This window comes from Haladaptatus sp. SPP-AMP-3 (assembly GCF_049568665.1).
Lineage (GTDB): Archaea > Halobacteriota > Halobacteria > Halobacteriales > Haladaptataceae > Haladaptatus > Haladaptatus paucihalophilus.
In genome coordinates, this window is the sequence record NZ_CP145897.1 from 1,314,288 (window position 1) to 1,330,128 (window position 15,841).

The 15,841-nt window shown below is 62.6% G+C and carries 18 protein-coding genes; 6 read left to right on the forward strand and 12 right to left on the reverse strand.

Going from position 1 to position 15,841, the window contains the following annotated elements; genetic code table 11:
* Positions 1-38: 38 nt before the first annotated feature.
* Both V5735_RS07495 and V5735_RS07500 read right to left on the reverse strand, forming a co-directional pair.
* The gene (locus V5735_RS07495; protein WP_423745788.1) at positions 39-515 is read right to left on the reverse strand and encodes a YbhB/YbcL family Raf kinase inhibitor-like protein; all 477 of its coding nucleotides are present in this window, start codon (positions 513-515) and stop codon (positions 39-41) included.
* Positions 516-558: 43 nt separating this feature from the next.
* Positions 559-930 carry a DUF7475 family protein gene (locus V5735_RS07500; protein WP_423745789.1) on the reverse strand — a complete coding sequence of 124 codons (372 nt, stop codon included), beginning with the start codon at positions 928-930 and terminating at the stop codon, positions 559-561.
* 189 nt (positions 931-1,119) lie between these two features.
* Between V5735_RS07500 and V5735_RS07505 the strand changes: the two genes are divergently transcribed.
* Positions 1,120-2,406: a TIGR00341 family protein gene (locus tag V5735_RS07505; RefSeq protein WP_423745790.1), complete on the forward strand. Its 1,287-nt coding sequence runs from the start codon at positions 1,120-1,122 to the stop codon at positions 2,404-2,406.
* Positions 2,407-2,482: 76 nt separating this feature from the next.
* The gene (locus V5735_RS07510; protein WP_423745791.1) at positions 2,483-2,893 is read left to right on the forward strand and encodes a VOC family protein; all 411 of its coding nucleotides are present in this window, start codon (positions 2,483-2,485) and stop codon (positions 2,891-2,893) included.
* 1 nt (position 2,894) lies between these two features.
* Here V5735_RS07510 and V5735_RS07515 read toward each other — a convergent pair whose 3' ends face one another.
* From V5735_RS07515 to V5735_RS07525, 3 genes are all read right to left on the reverse strand, one after another.
* Entirely contained in the window at positions 2,895-3,287 is a 393-nt protein-coding gene (locus V5735_RS07515) for a VOC family protein (protein WP_423745792.1), read from the reverse strand.
* A gap of 89 nt (positions 3,288-3,376) precedes the next feature.
* The gene (locus tag V5735_RS07520) at positions 3,377-4,516 is read right to left on the reverse strand and encodes a pyridoxal phosphate-dependent aminotransferase (RefSeq protein WP_423745793.1); all 1,140 of its coding nucleotides are present in this window, start codon (positions 4,514-4,516) and stop codon (positions 3,377-3,379) included.
* On the reverse strand, positions 4,513-5,001 hold the full coding sequence (locus tag V5735_RS07525; protein WP_423745794.1) for an Lrp/AsnC family transcriptional regulator: 489 nt from the start codon (positions 4,999-5,001) through the stop codon (positions 4,513-4,515). The genes V5735_RS07520 and V5735_RS07525 overlap by 4 nt, the downstream gene beginning before the upstream one ends.
* Positions 5,002-5,134: 133 nt before the next feature.
* Between V5735_RS07525 and V5735_RS07530 the strand changes: the two genes are divergently transcribed.
* On the forward strand, positions 5,135-5,659 hold the full coding sequence (locus V5735_RS07530; RefSeq protein WP_423745795.1) for a GNAT family N-acetyltransferase: 525 nt from the start codon (positions 5,135-5,137) through the stop codon (positions 5,657-5,659).
* Between the two features lie 126 nt (positions 5,660-5,785).
* Here the strand turns inward: V5735_RS07530 and V5735_RS07535 are convergent, their stop codons facing one another.
* Positions 5,786-6,580 carry a hypothetical protein gene (locus V5735_RS07535; protein ID WP_423745796.1) on the reverse strand — a complete coding sequence of 265 codons (795 nt, stop codon included), beginning with the start codon at positions 6,578-6,580 and terminating at the stop codon, positions 5,786-5,788.
* Between the two features lie 322 nt (positions 6,581-6,902).
* On the opposite strand from V5735_RS07535, the gene V5735_RS07540 reads away from it, so the two are divergent.
* Together V5735_RS07540 and V5735_RS07545 are read left to right on the forward strand one after the other, a co-directional pair.
* A complete protein-coding gene (locus V5735_RS07540; protein ID WP_423746006.1) occupies positions 6,903-8,312 on the forward strand; it encodes a sodium-dependent transporter in 1,410 nt (469 codons plus the stop codon).
* Between the two features lies 1 nt (position 8,313).
* A complete protein-coding gene (locus V5735_RS07545) occupies positions 8,314-8,631 on the forward strand; it encodes a hypothetical protein (protein WP_069450314.1) in 318 nt (105 codons plus the stop codon).
* Between the two features lie 18 nt (positions 8,632-8,649).
* Here the strand turns inward: V5735_RS07545 and V5735_RS07550 are convergent, their stop codons facing one another.
* The 5 genes from V5735_RS07550 to V5735_RS07570 all read right to left on the reverse strand — a co-directional run bounded on the left by V5735_RS07550 (position 8,650) and on the right by V5735_RS07570 (position 14,311).
* Positions 8,650-9,864, reverse strand: coding sequence for a cytochrome P450 (locus V5735_RS07550; protein WP_423745797.1), 1,215 nt, complete (start codon positions 9,862-9,864; stop codon positions 8,650-8,652).
* Between the two features lie 193 nt (positions 9,865-10,057).
* Complete coding sequence (locus V5735_RS07555) at positions 10,058-11,188, reverse strand: ABC transporter ATP-binding protein (protein ID WP_423745798.1); 1,131 nt, start codon at positions 11,186-11,188, stop codon at positions 10,058-10,060.
* Between the two features lie 6 nt (positions 11,189-11,194).
* On the reverse strand, positions 11,195-12,067 hold the full coding sequence (locus tag V5735_RS07560) for a carbohydrate ABC transporter permease (RefSeq protein ID WP_423745799.1): 873 nt from the start codon (positions 12,065-12,067) through the stop codon (positions 11,195-11,197).
* Entirely contained in the window at positions 12,064-12,963 is a 900-nt protein-coding gene (locus V5735_RS07565; protein WP_423745800.1) for a carbohydrate ABC transporter permease, read from the reverse strand. The genes V5735_RS07560 and V5735_RS07565 overlap by 4 nt, the downstream gene beginning before the upstream one ends.
* Before the next feature lie 16 nt (positions 12,964-12,979).
* The gene (locus tag V5735_RS07570; RefSeq protein ID WP_423745801.1) at positions 12,980-14,311 is read right to left on the reverse strand and encodes an ABC transporter substrate-binding protein; all 1,332 of its coding nucleotides are present in this window, start codon (positions 14,309-14,311) and stop codon (positions 12,980-12,982) included.
* A 192-nt stretch (positions 14,312-14,503) separates the two neighbouring features.
* On the opposite strand from V5735_RS07570, the gene V5735_RS07575 reads away from it, so the two are divergent.
* Complete coding sequence (locus V5735_RS07575; protein WP_423745802.1) at positions 14,504-15,421, forward strand: serine/threonine-protein kinase RIO2; 918 nt, start codon at positions 14,504-14,506, stop codon at positions 15,419-15,421.
* Here the strand turns inward: V5735_RS07575 and V5735_RS07580 are convergent.
* Entirely contained in the window at positions 15,418-15,570 is a 153-nt protein-coding gene (locus V5735_RS07580) for a DUF1328 domain-containing protein (protein ID WP_423745803.1), read from the reverse strand. The genes V5735_RS07575 and V5735_RS07580 overlap by 4 nt on opposite strands.
* Between the last annotated feature and the right edge of the window lie 271 nt (positions 15,571-15,841).

The window sequence follows — 15,841 nt, forward strand, 5'->3', positions numbered from 1 at the left end:
GGGTACGCGGTCGCGCCGGAAATCCTGGTCCGAAGCGCCTACGACCGCTCGAAAATCCCAGTGAATCGGTCCTCGGCCAGCACGTGCCCCGCGAGCGCGTTGTCCAACTCCCGTCGCGGAGCACCCGGTGGCAGGTCCACCGTCGTATCGACGGCGAGCAGTCGAAATCGATACTCGTGAGGGCCGTGGCCCTTCGGCGGGCGTGGACCGCCGTAGCCCACGTCGCCGAAGCCGTTGTCCCCCTGCGAGGCGTCTCCGAGGGTCGTAACCGTCTCCGTCGTCGGCACGCCCTCCGGTATTTCGACGGTATCCGGCGGCAGGTTCCACATCGTCCAGTGGGTGAACGTCGCGTTCGGCGCGTCGGGGTCGTCGACGATGACGGCGAGCGACGCCGCGTCGTCGGGCGCGCCACCGACGGTCAGTTCCGGGGAGACGTCCGCACCCTCCTTGGTGAACTTCTCGGGAATCTCCTCGCCGTGCGTGAACGAAGACGTTCGAAACGAGAGGTCGCCCATACGTTCCGCATCCGGTCCGCGGTTCAATAGGAATGGCGGCCCGTCACTCCACCCGCTGCCACAGCAGAAAGAGGACGACGATGAGCAGGAGTTGGACGAGTTTGTCCACGAGACCGAGCGGTTCGTAGACGTTCGGCCAGCGCAGGCCGAAGTACGCGGCGAACTGGATGCCGGTGTACGCGATACCGACGGGGTACAGAATCCGCCGATTGAATCCCAACCAGAGGAGGACGATGGCACCGAAAAAGCCGAGTCCGGCGAGGATGAACAGGATTCCGAAGATTCCCTCGCCGAGGTCCTCCACGCCCTCGTAGAGGTGAATGAGACCGGTAATCGCGGCGAGGACGATACCCACGTAATCGAGCGACGCCAGTCCGTCTGTGCGGTCGAACCACGAACGAGTTTCGGTCGCCATACCAGCGGAGCAACCGCCAACGGATTAGGGATGACGGCCAGTAACGTTCCGCCAGACCAGTCGAATCGGGGTTATGACGAATCGTCGACAACGATTCGGAAACGTCGTGACGAAACCGTCGTCGTCCAGGTGTGACCGGGAGCGCTGAACTACACAATCATCTAAATATTCTGCCGACGTAACAGGTGTATGCGTCTCGTGCAGATTCTCGTCCCCCGTGGCAAACGGACGGACGTGCTCGATGTACTGGACGAGGAGGGGGTAGACTACGCCGTATTCGACGAAACCGGGCGGACGGAGTTCACCGCGCTGGTCACGTTCCCGGTGCCGCCGAGCGCCGTCGAGCCCATCCTCGAAAAACTCCGCGACGTGGGCGTCGAGGAGGACGCCTTCACTATCGTATTACAACCGGAAACGGTCGTTTCGAGGCGAATCGGGGAACTCAAACGGCGGTACGCCGGGGTGAACATCGCCCGCGAGGAACTCCGCGACAGAGCGGCCGAGATGGCCCCCGACCGATCGACGTTCTTCTCGATGACCGTCATCAGTACCATCATCGCGGCGACCGGGCTGTTGCTCAACTCGTCGGCCGTCATCATCGGCGCGATGGTCATCGCACCCTTGATGGGTCCGGCGATGGCCGCGAGCGTCGGGACGGTCGTGGACGAACCCGATTTGGTGTCGCGGGGGGTCTGGTATCAGGTCGCCGGTCTGCTGGTCGCCATCGCGAGCGCGGCCCTCTTCGGCTTCCTCGTTCAGGGAACCGTGCTCATCCCGCCCGGAATCGACATCCGAACGATTCCGGCGGTGACGGAACGGTTCACGCCGAACTTCCTGTCGTTGCTGCTGGCGCTCGGCGCGGGCGCGGCGGGCGTCATCAGCCTCATGCGCGGTTCCGGGTCGGTCATCGTCGGCGTGATGATTGCCGTCGCGTTGGTCCCCCCGGCCGCGACCGTCGGCCTCGGAATCGCGTGGCTCGATTTCGGCGTCGCGTTGGGCGCGACCGTGAACGTCCTCGTGAACCTCCTGTCGATAAACCTCACCGCGCTGGCGTTGCTGTGGGTGTCCGGCTATCGACCCGAACGGATACGGTCCGTCGGGGAGGCCCGTTCCAGAACCCTGGCGCGAATCGCGGTCATCCTCGTCGCCATCGCGGTCCTCTCGCTCGGTCTCGGACTCGTCACCTACGGAACGAACCGGACGACGGTCTATCAGGAGCAGGCGAACGACGAGATACGCTCGCTGTTCAACGGCGAGAACGCACCGTATGCGGAGTATCAACTCGTGAATTCCTCGGTGACGTACCGACCGATCGAGTTCTATCAGGGGAAACCCGCACAGGTCCGAATCGTCACCGACCCGCCGGGTCGGCCGCCCGACGGCATCGCACAGCGAATCGACCGCGATATCACGCGACGAACGGGTCAGAAGACGACCGTCGAAGTCGTGTTCGTCCAATCGCAAGAGTCGTCGTAGGTAGGGTTCGGCGGCCCCAACCGGGGATTCGCTCGACGGTCGACAGTGATTTCGTGATGCAACCGCCATTCCGACCGTGACGAACGACAGTCCAACCGGCCTGCTCCACCACGTCGAACTGTACGCGAGCGACTTCGAGGCGTCGGCGTCCTTCTGGGGCTGGTTACTCGACGAACTCGGCTACTCGGCGTATCAGGACTGGGACGGCGGCCGGTCGTGGAAACGAGGTGAGACGTACATCGTCCTCGTCCAAGCCGACGAGGAGTTTCGGGACGAACCGTATCATCGCCGTCGTCCGGGGCTGAACCACCTCGCGTTTCACGCCGCGTCGCGCGACCACGTGGACGAACTGACGGAGACGTTGCGCTCGAAGGGCGTCCCGATTCTGTACGAGGACGACCACCCGTTCGCTGGCGGCGAGGACCACTACGCCGTCTACTTCGAGGACCCCGAGCGGATAAAGGTCGAACTCGTCGCGCCGGAGTGACTCACGCGGCCAGTTCGACGAGGACGATTTTGGTACCGTACGGGTCCTCGAAGTGGACGTGAACGCCGCCCTCGTCCGGCTTCGGTTCGCCGAGGAACGTGACACCTCGGTCGGAGAGCGTCTCGTAGGTTTCCCGACAGTCGTCGGTGTAGAAGACGAACGCCGGTTGGTCGCCGGTCTGCTGGCCGACCAGCGCGCGTTCGTCCTCGCCGACGGGTTCCATCAGCCAGATACCGACCGGCGACCGCTCGGAGCGACCGACGTGCACCGCCCGATACCCCTCCTCCAGTTCGTCGTCGTAGAGCACCTCGAGGCCGAGCGTTTCGGCGTAAAACTCGATGGCGTCGTCGTAGTCGTCCACCAACAGCGTCGTGCGACCGATTTCGGTCATCATGAGCGTGTAGAAAAAAGCGCGATACCGGAATAACGCTGTGCCGTACGTGGAGTGAAAGTGGTCGGAAAACGAGCGGGGGAAAACGGTCGCTATCGTCCCCGAACGAACGTCTCGATTCGGGTCATCGCTTCGCGCAACTCGGCCATGCCGGTCGCGTAGGAGGCGCGGAAGTGGCCCGCGCCACCCTCGCCGAAGGCGCTTCCGGGGACGACGGCGACGCCCTGTTCTTCGAGGAGTTCCTCCGCGAAGGCCTCGTCGTCACCGCCGCAGGCGGGGAAGGCGTAGAACGCGCCGCTCGCCTCGAAGCAGTCGAGGCCCATCTCCTCGAAGCGCGAGAGCACGAACCGCCGACGGCGGTTGTACTCGTCGTGCATCTCTCTGACGCTATCTCCGCAACTCCGGAGCGCCTCCAGCGCGGCGTACTGGGCGGTCACCGGAGCGGAGAGCATCGAATACTGGTGGATTCGATTCATCGCGGCGATGGCGTCCGCGGGACCGAGCGCGTAGCCCAGTCGAAGGCCGGTCATCGCGTAGGCCTTCGAGAAGCCGTTGAAGACGACGGTTCGCTCGCGCATGCCGGGGAACGTCGAAATCGACGTGTGGTCGCCGCCGTAGGTCAGCGCGGCGTAAATCTCGTCGGAGAGGACGAACAGGTCGTGTTCCCGAACGAACGCCGCGACGTCCGCGAGTTGGTCCCTGCTCATCGTCGCGCCGGTCGGATTGTTGGGATAACACAGCATCAGCGCGTCGGCGTCGGCCGCACCCGCCGCCTCCAGCGCGTCGTAGGTGAGCGCGAAACCGTTCTCCGCCCGCGTCGGAACCGCCAGCGGTTCGCCGCCCGCGAAGACGACGCCGGGGACGTAGGAGATGTACGACGGCTGGTGAACCGCCACGGTGTCGCCGGGGTTCACGAGCGCCCGCATCGCCACGTCGATGGCCTCGCTCGCGCCCGCAGTCACCAGAATCTCCTCGTCTGGGTCGTAGTCGAGGTCGTAGCACTCCACGTGGTCCGCGATGGCCGTCCGAAGGTCGCGGCGGCCGCGGTTCGCGGTGTAGGACGTTTTCCCCCGTTCCAGTGCGTCGATGGCGGCCGTTCTGGCGGCCCACGGCGCGGAGAAATCCGGTTCGCCCACGCCGAGCGAGATGACATCGTCGCGCTCCTCCGCGAGTTCGAAGAAGCGCCGAATCCCCGATGGGGGAACCCGTTGAACGCGGTCGGCGGGTTTCATGGCGAAACCGAGAGGCGGTCGTCGTCGTCGCGGTCCTCGAACTCGATGCCGCGTTCCTTGTACGTCTCCATGACGAAGTGCGTCACCGTCTGCGTCACCTCCGGGATGGGCGCTATCTGCTCGGAGACGAAATTCGACACGTCGTGCATCGACTCGCCCTCGATGTCCACGGCGAAATCGTAATCGCCGCTTATCAGTCGGAGCGAAACGACCTTGGGGAATTTCGCTATTCGACGCGCGATCTCCTCGTAGCCGGTTTCCCGGTCGAGTTCGACGTTGAGTTCGACCTCCGCCTGCACGTGTTGGTCGTCGATGTTGTGCCAATCGACGACCGCCTGATAGCCGCGGACGGCACCTTCGGATTCGAGTTCTGCGACCAGCGATTCCACGTCCGACTCCGACAGTCCGGTCTGTCGCGCGAGGTCGGCGGTGCTCTCGCGGGCGTTCGACAGGAGCAGTTCCAGTAGTTCCCGTTTCGACTCCATAGCACCCCTTTCTGGGCGGGGGCACAAGTAGTTTGGTCGCACCTGACAACGGGCTGGCGAAACACGGGAGAACTGCAGTCCGACCTGCGCGACCGGGCGGTTATTCCGTCCACGAAGAGACGGTCCGCACGAGATGGCCGAGATTCGGGAAGCGACACGGGACGATGCGTCCGAGATTTTGCGCCTTCACATCGCGTCGATTCGCGCGTTCGGCCCGGACGCGTACGACGAAACACAGGTCGAGGCGTGGGCGGAAAAGGACGACGGAACCAGGGGCTATCCCATCGACACGCCGGGTCACTACCTCGTCGTCGCCGTGAACGACGGCGTGGTTGGGTACGGACATCTCGTGCCGGAGAACGACGAAGTGCGGGCAGTGTACGTACATCCCGACGCCGCACGGAACGGTATCGGCTCAGCCATCCTCGGCCGTCTGGAGGAGTACGCCCGCGGTGTTGGACTGACCCGACTCGAACTGTGGGCATCGCGCAACGCCGTCGGGTTTTACGAACGGATGGGCTACCGCCCGACAGCCGAGGAAACGGTCGAGAAGGAACACGACGGGCGCGAAGTGTCGATTCCGGTGTTGGTGATGAGGAAATCACTCAACGACGGTGATTCGATGCTCGATGGGATGCCGGATGAGTCCTATCGATAGGACGGCCCGTGCTCAACGTCGATGAAACTGATGGAAACGTCGAGTTCGAGGGCGACCCGGTGATTTCGAACGAAAGGCGGCTGTTCGACCGGAAAAATTGCTTCCAACATCACCGGAGACGAGCCGTCACCACCACCTCGCTCCGTCGTCCGAATCGTCCGGTCTCGTTCCGTACAGCGCGGCCGAGTGAATCTCAACCGGACTCCACGGTTCGAAGTCGCCTTGGCCGCACATGTTCCACCACCGCTCTTCCGCTCGATTCCAGTAGACGCCGTTGAAGTTGAGTTCCGGGCAGTACCACGTTCCCGTCGTGTCCATGATGAAATCGACGCCCCACGTCTCGGAGAACTCGCTCGCAACCCGTTCGGCGTACCGACGCGGCGTGGAGAGGTCCACGCTCCGAATCGCGGGGTCGAGGTAGTCGTAGGTGTCGTCACAGACGTTCCTCGCTCGCTCCGCGGTCGTGGGGGTGTGGCCCAAAACCTTCCCGTCGTCCACGAAGAATCGAACCGACGGGTGGCAGGTGTGGTTCGGGTGCCGACAGAAGTCGAAATCGAGCCATTCGCGTACCACGAGTCCGCCGCCGTGCGGCCAGCCCTGTTCGCCGTTCTGCGTGAGCAACGACTCGACCACCCGGTCTATCACGTCCGCTTCGGGGCGGTAAACGAACGACCCCTCGCGGAGTCGGACCGTGGCGGCCTTCACCTGCGTCCGAACGAACGCCCGGTCGAACTCGTTTTCTTCCATGAACGACAGAATCGCGTCCGTGTCCCATCGGATTTCCTCCTCGTCCGTTTCGAGCGGGACGAGAGCCGTCCTCGGAACCGGAACGTCGAGTTTCCGAAGCCGAGGCCAATAGCTGTCGAAGCGACAGCGTTCGTCGGCGAAATCGGTGATGTAGAGCGGGGCCGCGGAGGGCATAAGTGACAATCGATTCGATGAGGAGCGACATTACGATGTCGCCAAAATATCCCTATCCTCGGCATTTCATATCGTGGGATGGAGTTTATTGTTCCATACGAGCAGAATTCTGTCAGAGCGAGATAGCCGAGCTACTCTACAGAATCAGAGCGGTTGAGTACAGCGATCGGTAGAGAAAGAGTATTCATGTCGGTGGAAGTAGAATATCACTACCTAACCGTATCAATATAAGTCTCTGCCGCCCGTCCGAACCGCCGTATCCATGTCAGATGCTAACGCACGGACCGTACGAGAACAGTGGGGGAGCCGGTTCGGCTTCCTCATGGCGATGCTCGGCGCGATGGTCGGCGCCGGAAACATATGGCGAATGCCGTTCACGACGGGGGAAAACGGGGGTGGCGCGTTCCTCGTGGCGTACGTCATCCTCCTGTTCCTCATCGCCGTTCCGGGGCTGATGGCCGAGACGGTGTTCGGGTCGTACACGAATCGCGGCGTCATCGGGTCGTTCAAATCCGCGTTCGGTGAGGGCCGCGCGGAAGGTCTCGGGTTGGTCGTCGTCATCGTGAACATCGCCCTGATGTCGTACTATGCGCCCATCATCGGGTGGACGATGTACTACGCGGCGAACTCGCTTCTCCTGACCTTCTCGCAACCCGGCTTCGACCCGCAGTCGTTCTGGTCGGCCTTTTCAGGGTCTCCGGCCCTCACCGTCGGGATGCACACCGTCGCCATGGCGGCGACGGGCGGCGTCCTGCTGTTCGGCATCAAGGACGGTATCGAGCGCGTCGTCAAGTGGATGATTCCGTTCCTCGTTCTCGCGCTCATCGCGGTGGGAATCAAGGGGCTCACACTCCCCGGCGCGATGGGAGGACTGGAGTTCGTGTTCACGCCGGACTGGAACTACCTCGTGCGTGCGGAGACGTGGACCGCCGCGCTCGGACAGGCGCTTTTCTCCACCGGCCTCGGCTGGGGTATCGCGCTCACCTTCGGAAGTTACCTGAGCAAGAACGACGACGTGCCGCTCGGCGCGGGTGTCTTCACCGCCGTCGGGAACACGAGCGTCGGACTGCTCGCCATCTTCGCCGTCTTCCCGGCGGTGTTCGCGTTCGGGCTGGAGCCGAGCGCCGGGTCCAATCTGGCGTTCATCTCCCTGCCGAGCGTCTTCCCGCGGATGACGGGCGGGGCGATTTGGGCCATCCTGTTCTTCGTCGGCTTCCTGTTCGCCACGTTTTCGTCCGGCCTCGCCATCACCGAAGTCGCGGTGACGACGGTCACCGAGGAGACGAGGTTGGACCGTCGCGGTGCCGTCCTCGGAGTCGTCGGCCTTATCTGGTTGGTCGGCCTTCCGAGCGCGTACTCCGCCGACTTCCTCGGGCTGATGGACTTCATGTTCGGAAACTGGGGGCTGCCGCTCGCGGCGTTGCTCATCATCCTGACCGTCGGCTGGCAGCTCGAAGCCGAACCCATGCGCGTCATCGCGCTCAACCGCAACTCCGACATCCACGTCGGTGGGTGGTGGGTCGGCATCATCAAATTCCTCATTCCGGCGCTGATGGTGGGCATCATGGCCTACTACGTCGTGATGAGCGTCGGTACGTCGTTCGTCCGGACGGTCGGCGGTGTCGTGTTGATGGCCGTGTTGCTTGTCGGTGCCGTCCTCATCATGGGTGCGCTCCGCAGACGTGGCGGGACGAGTGAGTCACCTGAAACCGCCGCAGGAGGGGGGGATTGAGATGGCACTCTCGACGAGCGCGTGGGTCGTCATGCTCGGGTCCATCGCCGTCCTCTGGGGCACGGCCGTGTGGGCGCTCGTTCGCTCCCTGCGCGACGAGGACGAAAAGCTCGAACTGCTGAACGAACAGGGCGAAATCGACACCTACTCCCCGCGCTCGATGACGGAACTCCGGGAGTGGATACGGGAGAACCCCGACGACAAACACGCATCGGAGGCCCGCGAGCGCTACAACGAGTGCGTCGAGACGCTCAGACGTATCGATACGACGTTCTACGACTGGAACCAATCGGAGATCGATTCGCTGGAGCGGTTGTAGCGGCGCTCCAATTTTTTGTCACTCGGCGCGTTCGACGCGACACGGTAGGGCTTCGAGTCCGTGGAGCAGCTGGGTCGAAAGCGGACTCTTGGGCTCGTCGGTCGGCGCGATGGTGTCGAACCGGTCCAGGAGCGCGTCGAGCGCGACGTCCGCCTCGACGCGGGCGAGCGGCGCGCCGAGGCAGTAGTGGATTCCCTTGCCGAACGCGATGTGTCGGTTGGGGCTTCGCTCCGGCCGGAATTCCTCCGGCGCGTCGAACACGTCGGGGTCGCGGTTCGCGGACCCGATCCACGCGGTCACCAACTCACCGGCTTCGATAGTTTCGCCGCCGAGTTCGACGTCCCGGGTGGCGACGCGACGTATCGACTGAGCGGGGGAACGGTACCGAAGCACCTCCTCTATCGCCTGTTTTCGGTCGATTTCGCCCGTCCGAACGGCGTCGGTCACGTCGTGTTCGTCGAAACACCACACGGCGTTCGTGACGAGGTTCGTCGTCGTGATGTTGCCCGCGATGAGAAGGAGGATGCAGAATCCGATCTTCTCCTCGCGCTCGAGGTCGTCGCTCGTCGCCGCGAGCGTGATGAGGTCGTCACCGTCCCCGTCGGCCCGTTCGTCGAGCAGGTCGCCGAAGTACTCGGCCATCTCTCGACGAGCACGTTGGCGCTGTCGTTCGTTCTCCTCCATCGCCGCCGTCGTCTCCTCCGTCGGACTGGCGACCAGCGCGTCCGACCACGACTTGAACTGGTCGCGGCGGTCGGCGGGGATTCCGAGCAGTTCCGCGATGACGGTCACGGGGAACGGATACGCGAAGTCGCCGACGAGATCGATTCGGTCCGCGTCCTCGACCGCATCCAGAAATTCGGCGGCGAACGCTTCGAGACGGGGTTGCAATTCGCGTATCGTTCCCGGCCGGAATCGTTCGTCCACGAACCGCCGAAGTCGGTCGTGTTCCGGGGGTTCCGCGTTTATCATGGTCCGGCGCATCTCTTGGTCGTCGTCGAACGATACCGCCTCGGCGTCCCGCACGTCCGAGGAGAACGCGTCGTAGTCGGAGAGCACGCGGTCCACGTCCTCGTACCGAAACACGTCCCACATCTTTCGACTCTCGTCGTAGCGAACGGGAGACTCCCGACGCATTCGTGCGTACCAGTCGAACGGGTCGAGTTGCCGCTGTCTGTCGTACAGTTCTTCGGGCGGGCGGAGGACCGATGACGCTTGATTGGGGGACTCCATCGGCTGAATAACCGTTCAGTTAGATTGTATGCTTTTTGGTCAGAGGTTGGTTGATAGTATAAATAAATCGCGGATATAAACAGCGAACAACTATCAGCCCAGACCAATCTCGAAATGAAAGGGAACTGACCAGTCAGTTAGAAACCGATTTTACGGCCGCTCGTCCGAGGCGTGAAACGAGGGTCGGGTCCGGCTACGCCGAGGGACGCTTCACCGGCGTTCGCTCGGACGCGTCCGGCGACGAATGGTATATCGCCGCCCCGGTATCGGAACGGAACAGGTGGAGCCGTTCCGGGTCGGCGACGAGGTTGACCGTTTCACCCACTTCGACCGACCTTCGCGGGTCGGCTTTGACCGAGAGTTCGGTCCCGCCGACGGTGCCGCGGAGCAACAGCGACTCGCCGAGCGGTTCCGTGACGCTCACCGAGAGTTCGATATCGCCATCGCCCTCGCCGACCTCGAGGTCTTCGGGACGGATGCCGACCTGCGCGCGGTCGATATCGGTATCGACGCGCGTCTCCGCCCGTGGAAGCGGGATGCGAAATCCGTTCCCCTCGGCGACCCGGCGTCCGTCGCCCTCGGAGACGCGAGCGGGAAGGACGTTCATCGACGGACTGCCGACGAACTCCGCCACGAATCGGTTGACGGGATAGTCATAGAGCGTCTGCGGGTCATCCACTTGCTGGATTTTCCCGTCGTTCATGACCGCAACGCGGTCGCCGAGCGTCATCGCCTCCGTCTGGTCGTGCGTGACGTAGATGGTGGTCCGTTCGAGTTCGGCGTGGAGTTCCGCGAGTTCCGCGCGCATTTCGACGCGCAGTTTGGCGTCGAGGTTCGACAGCGGCTCGTCCATGAGGAGAATTTCGGGATCCCGAACGAGCGTCCGGCCGATGGCGACCCGCTGTCGTTCGCCGCCCGAGAGTTCACCCGGCTTCCGGTCGAGGAGGTCCACGATGTCGAGCATGTCGGCCGCGTCAGCGACCGCCCGCTCGATTTCGTCGCTCGTGTACGACCCCGACGAGTTCATGCCGAAGGTCATGTTGCGCTCCGCGGTCATGTGCGGATAGAGCGCGTAGTTCTGGAACACCATCGCCACGTTGCGGTCCTTGGGCGGGACACCGTTGATGACGTCGCCGCCGAACCGAATCGTCCCGTCGGATATCGTTTCGAGTCCGGCGAGCATGCGAAGCGTGGTGGATTTCCCGCACCCGCTCGGTCCGACGACGACGAGGAACTCGCCGTCGTTCACTTCGAGGTCGATGCCGTTGACTGCCGTCACGTCGTCGTACCGCTTGACGACGTTTTTCAGTGAGATGGTTGCCATAACTGGTCACTTTTGTTGAAGTCCGAACGTCTGGAGAAGCGGGCGGTGCAACACGAGGAGAACCAAGAGCGGGGGGACGAGCGCGATGACGGCACCCGCCATGATGAGTCCCCACTGGGTTTGCCCCGCGGCGCTGGCCGACTGCAAGAGTTTGACGCCGACCTGCGCGACCTGCTTTCGTTGCGTACTCATGATGGTGAGCGGCCAGAGGTACTGGTTCCACGCGTAGATGAACTCGATGACCGCGACGCCCGCGATCATGCCCTTCGACATCGGCACGAGGACGCGAAACAGGAACGTGAGCGGTCCGATACCGTCCAGTCGGGCGGTTTCGACGAGCGAATCCGGAATCGACCGGAAGTGCTGTCGAAGCAGGAAAACGGTCGTCGCGCTGGCCAGGTAGGGCGCGGTCAGCGCGAGCAACGAATCCGACCAACCGATGCTCGCCACGAACTGGAACAGAGAGAGGATGCGCACCGGGACGGGGAGCATCAGCGTGAACAGGATGAACATGAACACCAGTCGCTTGAACCGGAACCGGTAGTAGACGATGGCCAGCGCCGCGAACAGCGAAATCGCTACCTTGCCCACGACAATGACGAGTGACATCACGAGCGAGTTGAGCAGATACCGACCCATCCCGTACTCGGTCATGGCGGCGACGTAGTTGTGCGCCGCCTGCCCGCCGGGGGCGAGGTTCGTCGTCTGGTATATCTGGGTCGTCGTCTGCGTGCTCATCAGGAGCGCGAGCAACAGGGGCAACGCCATGACGAACGTCGAGCCGACGAGTGCGACGTGCACGAAGAGGTTGTCCGGGAGCACGTCCCGCCACGACCCCCGACGCACTCGGTCGGCGGCGGCGAGCGACTCCGTGCTCATGAGTTCCCTCCGTACTGGACGTACCGGTCGGAGAGGCGCAACTGGGCGTACGTCAGCACGCCGACGATGCCGAACAGGATGACGGACTCGGCAGATGCGAGTCCGGGGTTCGAGAACTCGAAGGCGTCCCGGTAGAGCTTGAAGATGAGGAAGTTGGTCGCCCCGTTCGGGCCGCCGTGGGTCATCAGGTCCACCAACGAGAACGTGCTGAAGAACGCGTAGATGGTGTCCATGACGACGAGGAACAGGAGCGTCGGCGAGATGAGAGGGACGTAGACGCGGGTGACGAGCTGAAACCGGCCAACGCCATCGAGTTTCGCCGCCTCGTTGAGCGTCGGCGGCACGTTGTTCAGCGCCGCGAGGATGAAGATGATGTTGTAGCCGAGTTGCTTCCAGATGGCCGCGAGCGCGACCACGACCAGCGCGAGCGTACCGTTCGTGAACCAGTCGAGCGTGATTCCGAACAGGTCGTCGAGGAAGTACGTGACGACGCCCAACGTGGGGTGCAACAGGAAGAGCAGGATGGTCCCTGCGACCGCCGGGGGCAGCGCGTACGGCCAGATGGCGGCCACGAGGTACGCCGCTTGCCCGGTCGTCACCTCGTAGAGGAGCGTCGCCACGAACAGCGATACGGTCAGCGTGCCGACCACGACGGCGACGGCGAAGAGGGCCGTCACCGCGATGCTGTGACGGTACTCGGGCGAGGTGAGGAGGGTTGCGAAGTTGTCCAGCCCGACGAACGTCTTGTGGAGACCCAGCACGCCCGTGTTGTAGAGGCTCAGACGGATCGTCTCGACTGACGGATAGTACAGGAACGCGACGAGGACGACTATCGTCGGCAGCAACAACAAGGCCGCCTGCCAGGTGCTCGAATACGTTGATTCTTTAGTAGACATGAAAAGCGGAGGTGGGTTACTTCTGGTTCGCGCGGGCCAGCTCGGACTCAACGTCCTTCTTTGCGCTGGCGAGCGCGCTATCGACGCTGGTTCCCTGAATCATGCTCACGTAGCTCTTCTCGACGATGGTTCGCGTCTTTGCGAACGGTGCCATCTGTGCGCCGCGAGTCGCCGTCGTATCCTTCGTGGCCTGCAGCTGGTCGAACGCCGTCTTGAAGTTGGGATTCTCGTCGAACCAGCCGTTGTCTTGGAGTTGTCCGACGGCCTCCTTTCGGACGGGGAAGTATCCCGTGTTCTTGTGCCATCGGACCTGCTGTTCGGGCTGGCTGAGCCACACGAGGAAGTCCGCCGCGGCCGTCTGTTTCGCGTCCGAGAGTCCCTTCGGAACCCAGAGCGACCCGCCGCCGATGACGACGCCCTTGCGTTTTCCCTCCGGGACGGGCAGGTAGCCGGTACCCATCTCGAAACCGTTCTCCTTCGCGCCCGCGGTGGTCGAGGCGATGCCGGAAGTAGAGGTGATAAGCATCCCGACTTTCCCGGCGATGAACGCCTGTTTCGCGGCGCTCCAATCCTCGATGCCGGGGTTGAGGTACGCGCCCTGCTCGTACAGTTCCGTCCACCAGTTGAAGATTTGCTTTGCCGCGTCGCTTTCGAGGTAGATTTCGGTCGGATCGCCCGCGCGACCGTTCTCCTCATTGACGAGGAGTTGATTTTGCTCGGCCATCCACTGTTCGACGAACCAGCCGTGGTTCGGCCACGTGATTCCCTTCTTCGTGGCTCCCGAGTCGATCAGCTTCGCGGAGGCGTCCGTAATCTCTTGGAAGGTTTTCGGCGGACTCTCGGGGTCGAGACCGGCCTTCTCGAAGGCGTCCTTGTTGTAGTACAGGACGGGATTCGAGGAGTTGAACGGCATCGAGTTGAGCGTATCGCCGATGCGGTAGTAGTTGAGGACCGGATTCAGGAAGTTGTCGTAGTCGATTTTGTCGGACGGAATGATGTCTTGGACGGCGACGAACGCGTCGCTGGTCCGTGCCAGTCCGGTCCCAATGTCGAAGATCTGGGCGACCGCCGGGGGTTTGTCCGCCTTGACCGCCGAAAGGGTCGAGTTCAGCGTCTCGCGGTAGCTCCCCTTCGATGTCACCTCGACGGAGACGTCCTCGTGTTCGGATTCGAAGTCGGAACCCATCTGGTCCAACAGCTTCGCGGTGTCGCCGCCCATCGCGTGCCAGAACTTGATGGTGGTCGTGGAGTTTCCGCCGGTCAATTGACCGCTACAACCGGCGAGCGCCAACGCACCGGTTGTGGCGCTCGTGGCAAGGAATTTTCGACGAGTGGATTCGTTCGTCATCACCCGTCGATTCGGACAACCAAACTTAAGCCGTTGTAATAGGTCTATGTGCCGAACACATAATCATACATAGCAGTCAATATACGTATGAATTGTACGCCGTTTCCATCGCAATCGCTACGAACGTCGTATCGGAGACCCCCATCAGCGTAGTCGCAAGCCCCTTACGCGCCGGACGAGTAGGCGAACGCGATGGTCCGGAACGTCGCACCCGAGATGGCCGAGTTGGAGCCGGAGGACTTCTATCTCCTCTCGGGCGTCGAGCAGGGGATGCGCTTCAGCGAGTGGGTACAGAAGGAGAAGATTCCACGCTTCTCGCGGTTGACCGCGGAGGAAGTCGAATATCGAATCGACCGGTGTCTCGACCGCGAACTGCTCGAACGCAAGACCATCCAGTACGAGGGCTACACCCTCACGTTCGAGGGGTACGACGCGCTCGCGCTTCGGGCGTTTTCCGAGCGCGATACGATTCAGGGCGTCGGGTCGCCGCTCGGCGTCGGCAAGGAAAGCGACGTGTACGAAGTGCAGTCGTTCCGGCCGCTAGCGTTGAAGTACCACCGCGAGGGCTACACCAACTTCCGCGAAGTGATGAAGGAACGCGATTACACGTCCGACCGGGAGCACGTCTCGTGGCTCTACACCGCTCGCAAAGCCGCCGAGCGGGAGCACGACGTCCTCGAAGCGCTGTACCCCGACGTGAGCGTTCCGCGCCCCATCGACCACAACCGCCACGCCATCGTGATGGAGAAGATAGACGGCGTGGAACTCGCGCGCTCGAAGTTCGAAGACGAGCAGGTCGTTCCCGTACTCGACCTCGTTCTCCGCGAGGTGGGGGACGCCTACGAAGGCGGGTACGTCCACGCGGACATGAGCGAGTACAACGTGTTCGTCAACAGCGAGGGAATCACCATCTTCGATTGGCCGCAAGCGATTCCGACCGACCACCAGAACGCGGCGGAGTTCCTCGAACGCGACGTCCGCAACATCGTCGGCTACTTCCGGCGCAAATACCCCCAACTCGTGGGCGACGTGGACGTTCCCGCGGTCGCGGACGCCATCACCGAAATAGAGTTCGACTCGGTTCGCAACCACGTGAACGACGGGGCCTAAACGACGTACGAGAGCACCGCCAACACGAGGAACACGATTATCAACCACTTGGCGATGTTCATCGACATGCCCGCGATACCACCCGCACCGAGCACGCCAGCGACGATGGCGAGGACGGCGAACGCGATCGCCAGACTGAGAATCGCCATTAGCGACTCACCCCGCCGACGCCGTATCTGTATGCGAGATACATGCACGGTCATAGTCCCCCTGGTCACTTCGTGTCGTGGGCTGAATTAGCAAGTACGGTATGTTATTTGTGGCCGTAAGGAGATTTTATCATGGAAACCAAGGATTCGTATTATAATTATCTTGTTTAAACTGATTAAATAAATTAATCTGTGATAGGGAATATAATGGATGTATGGCACGACAGAATGTCGCCACGTATCTCGAACGGCACCCACGAATGATCGGCGC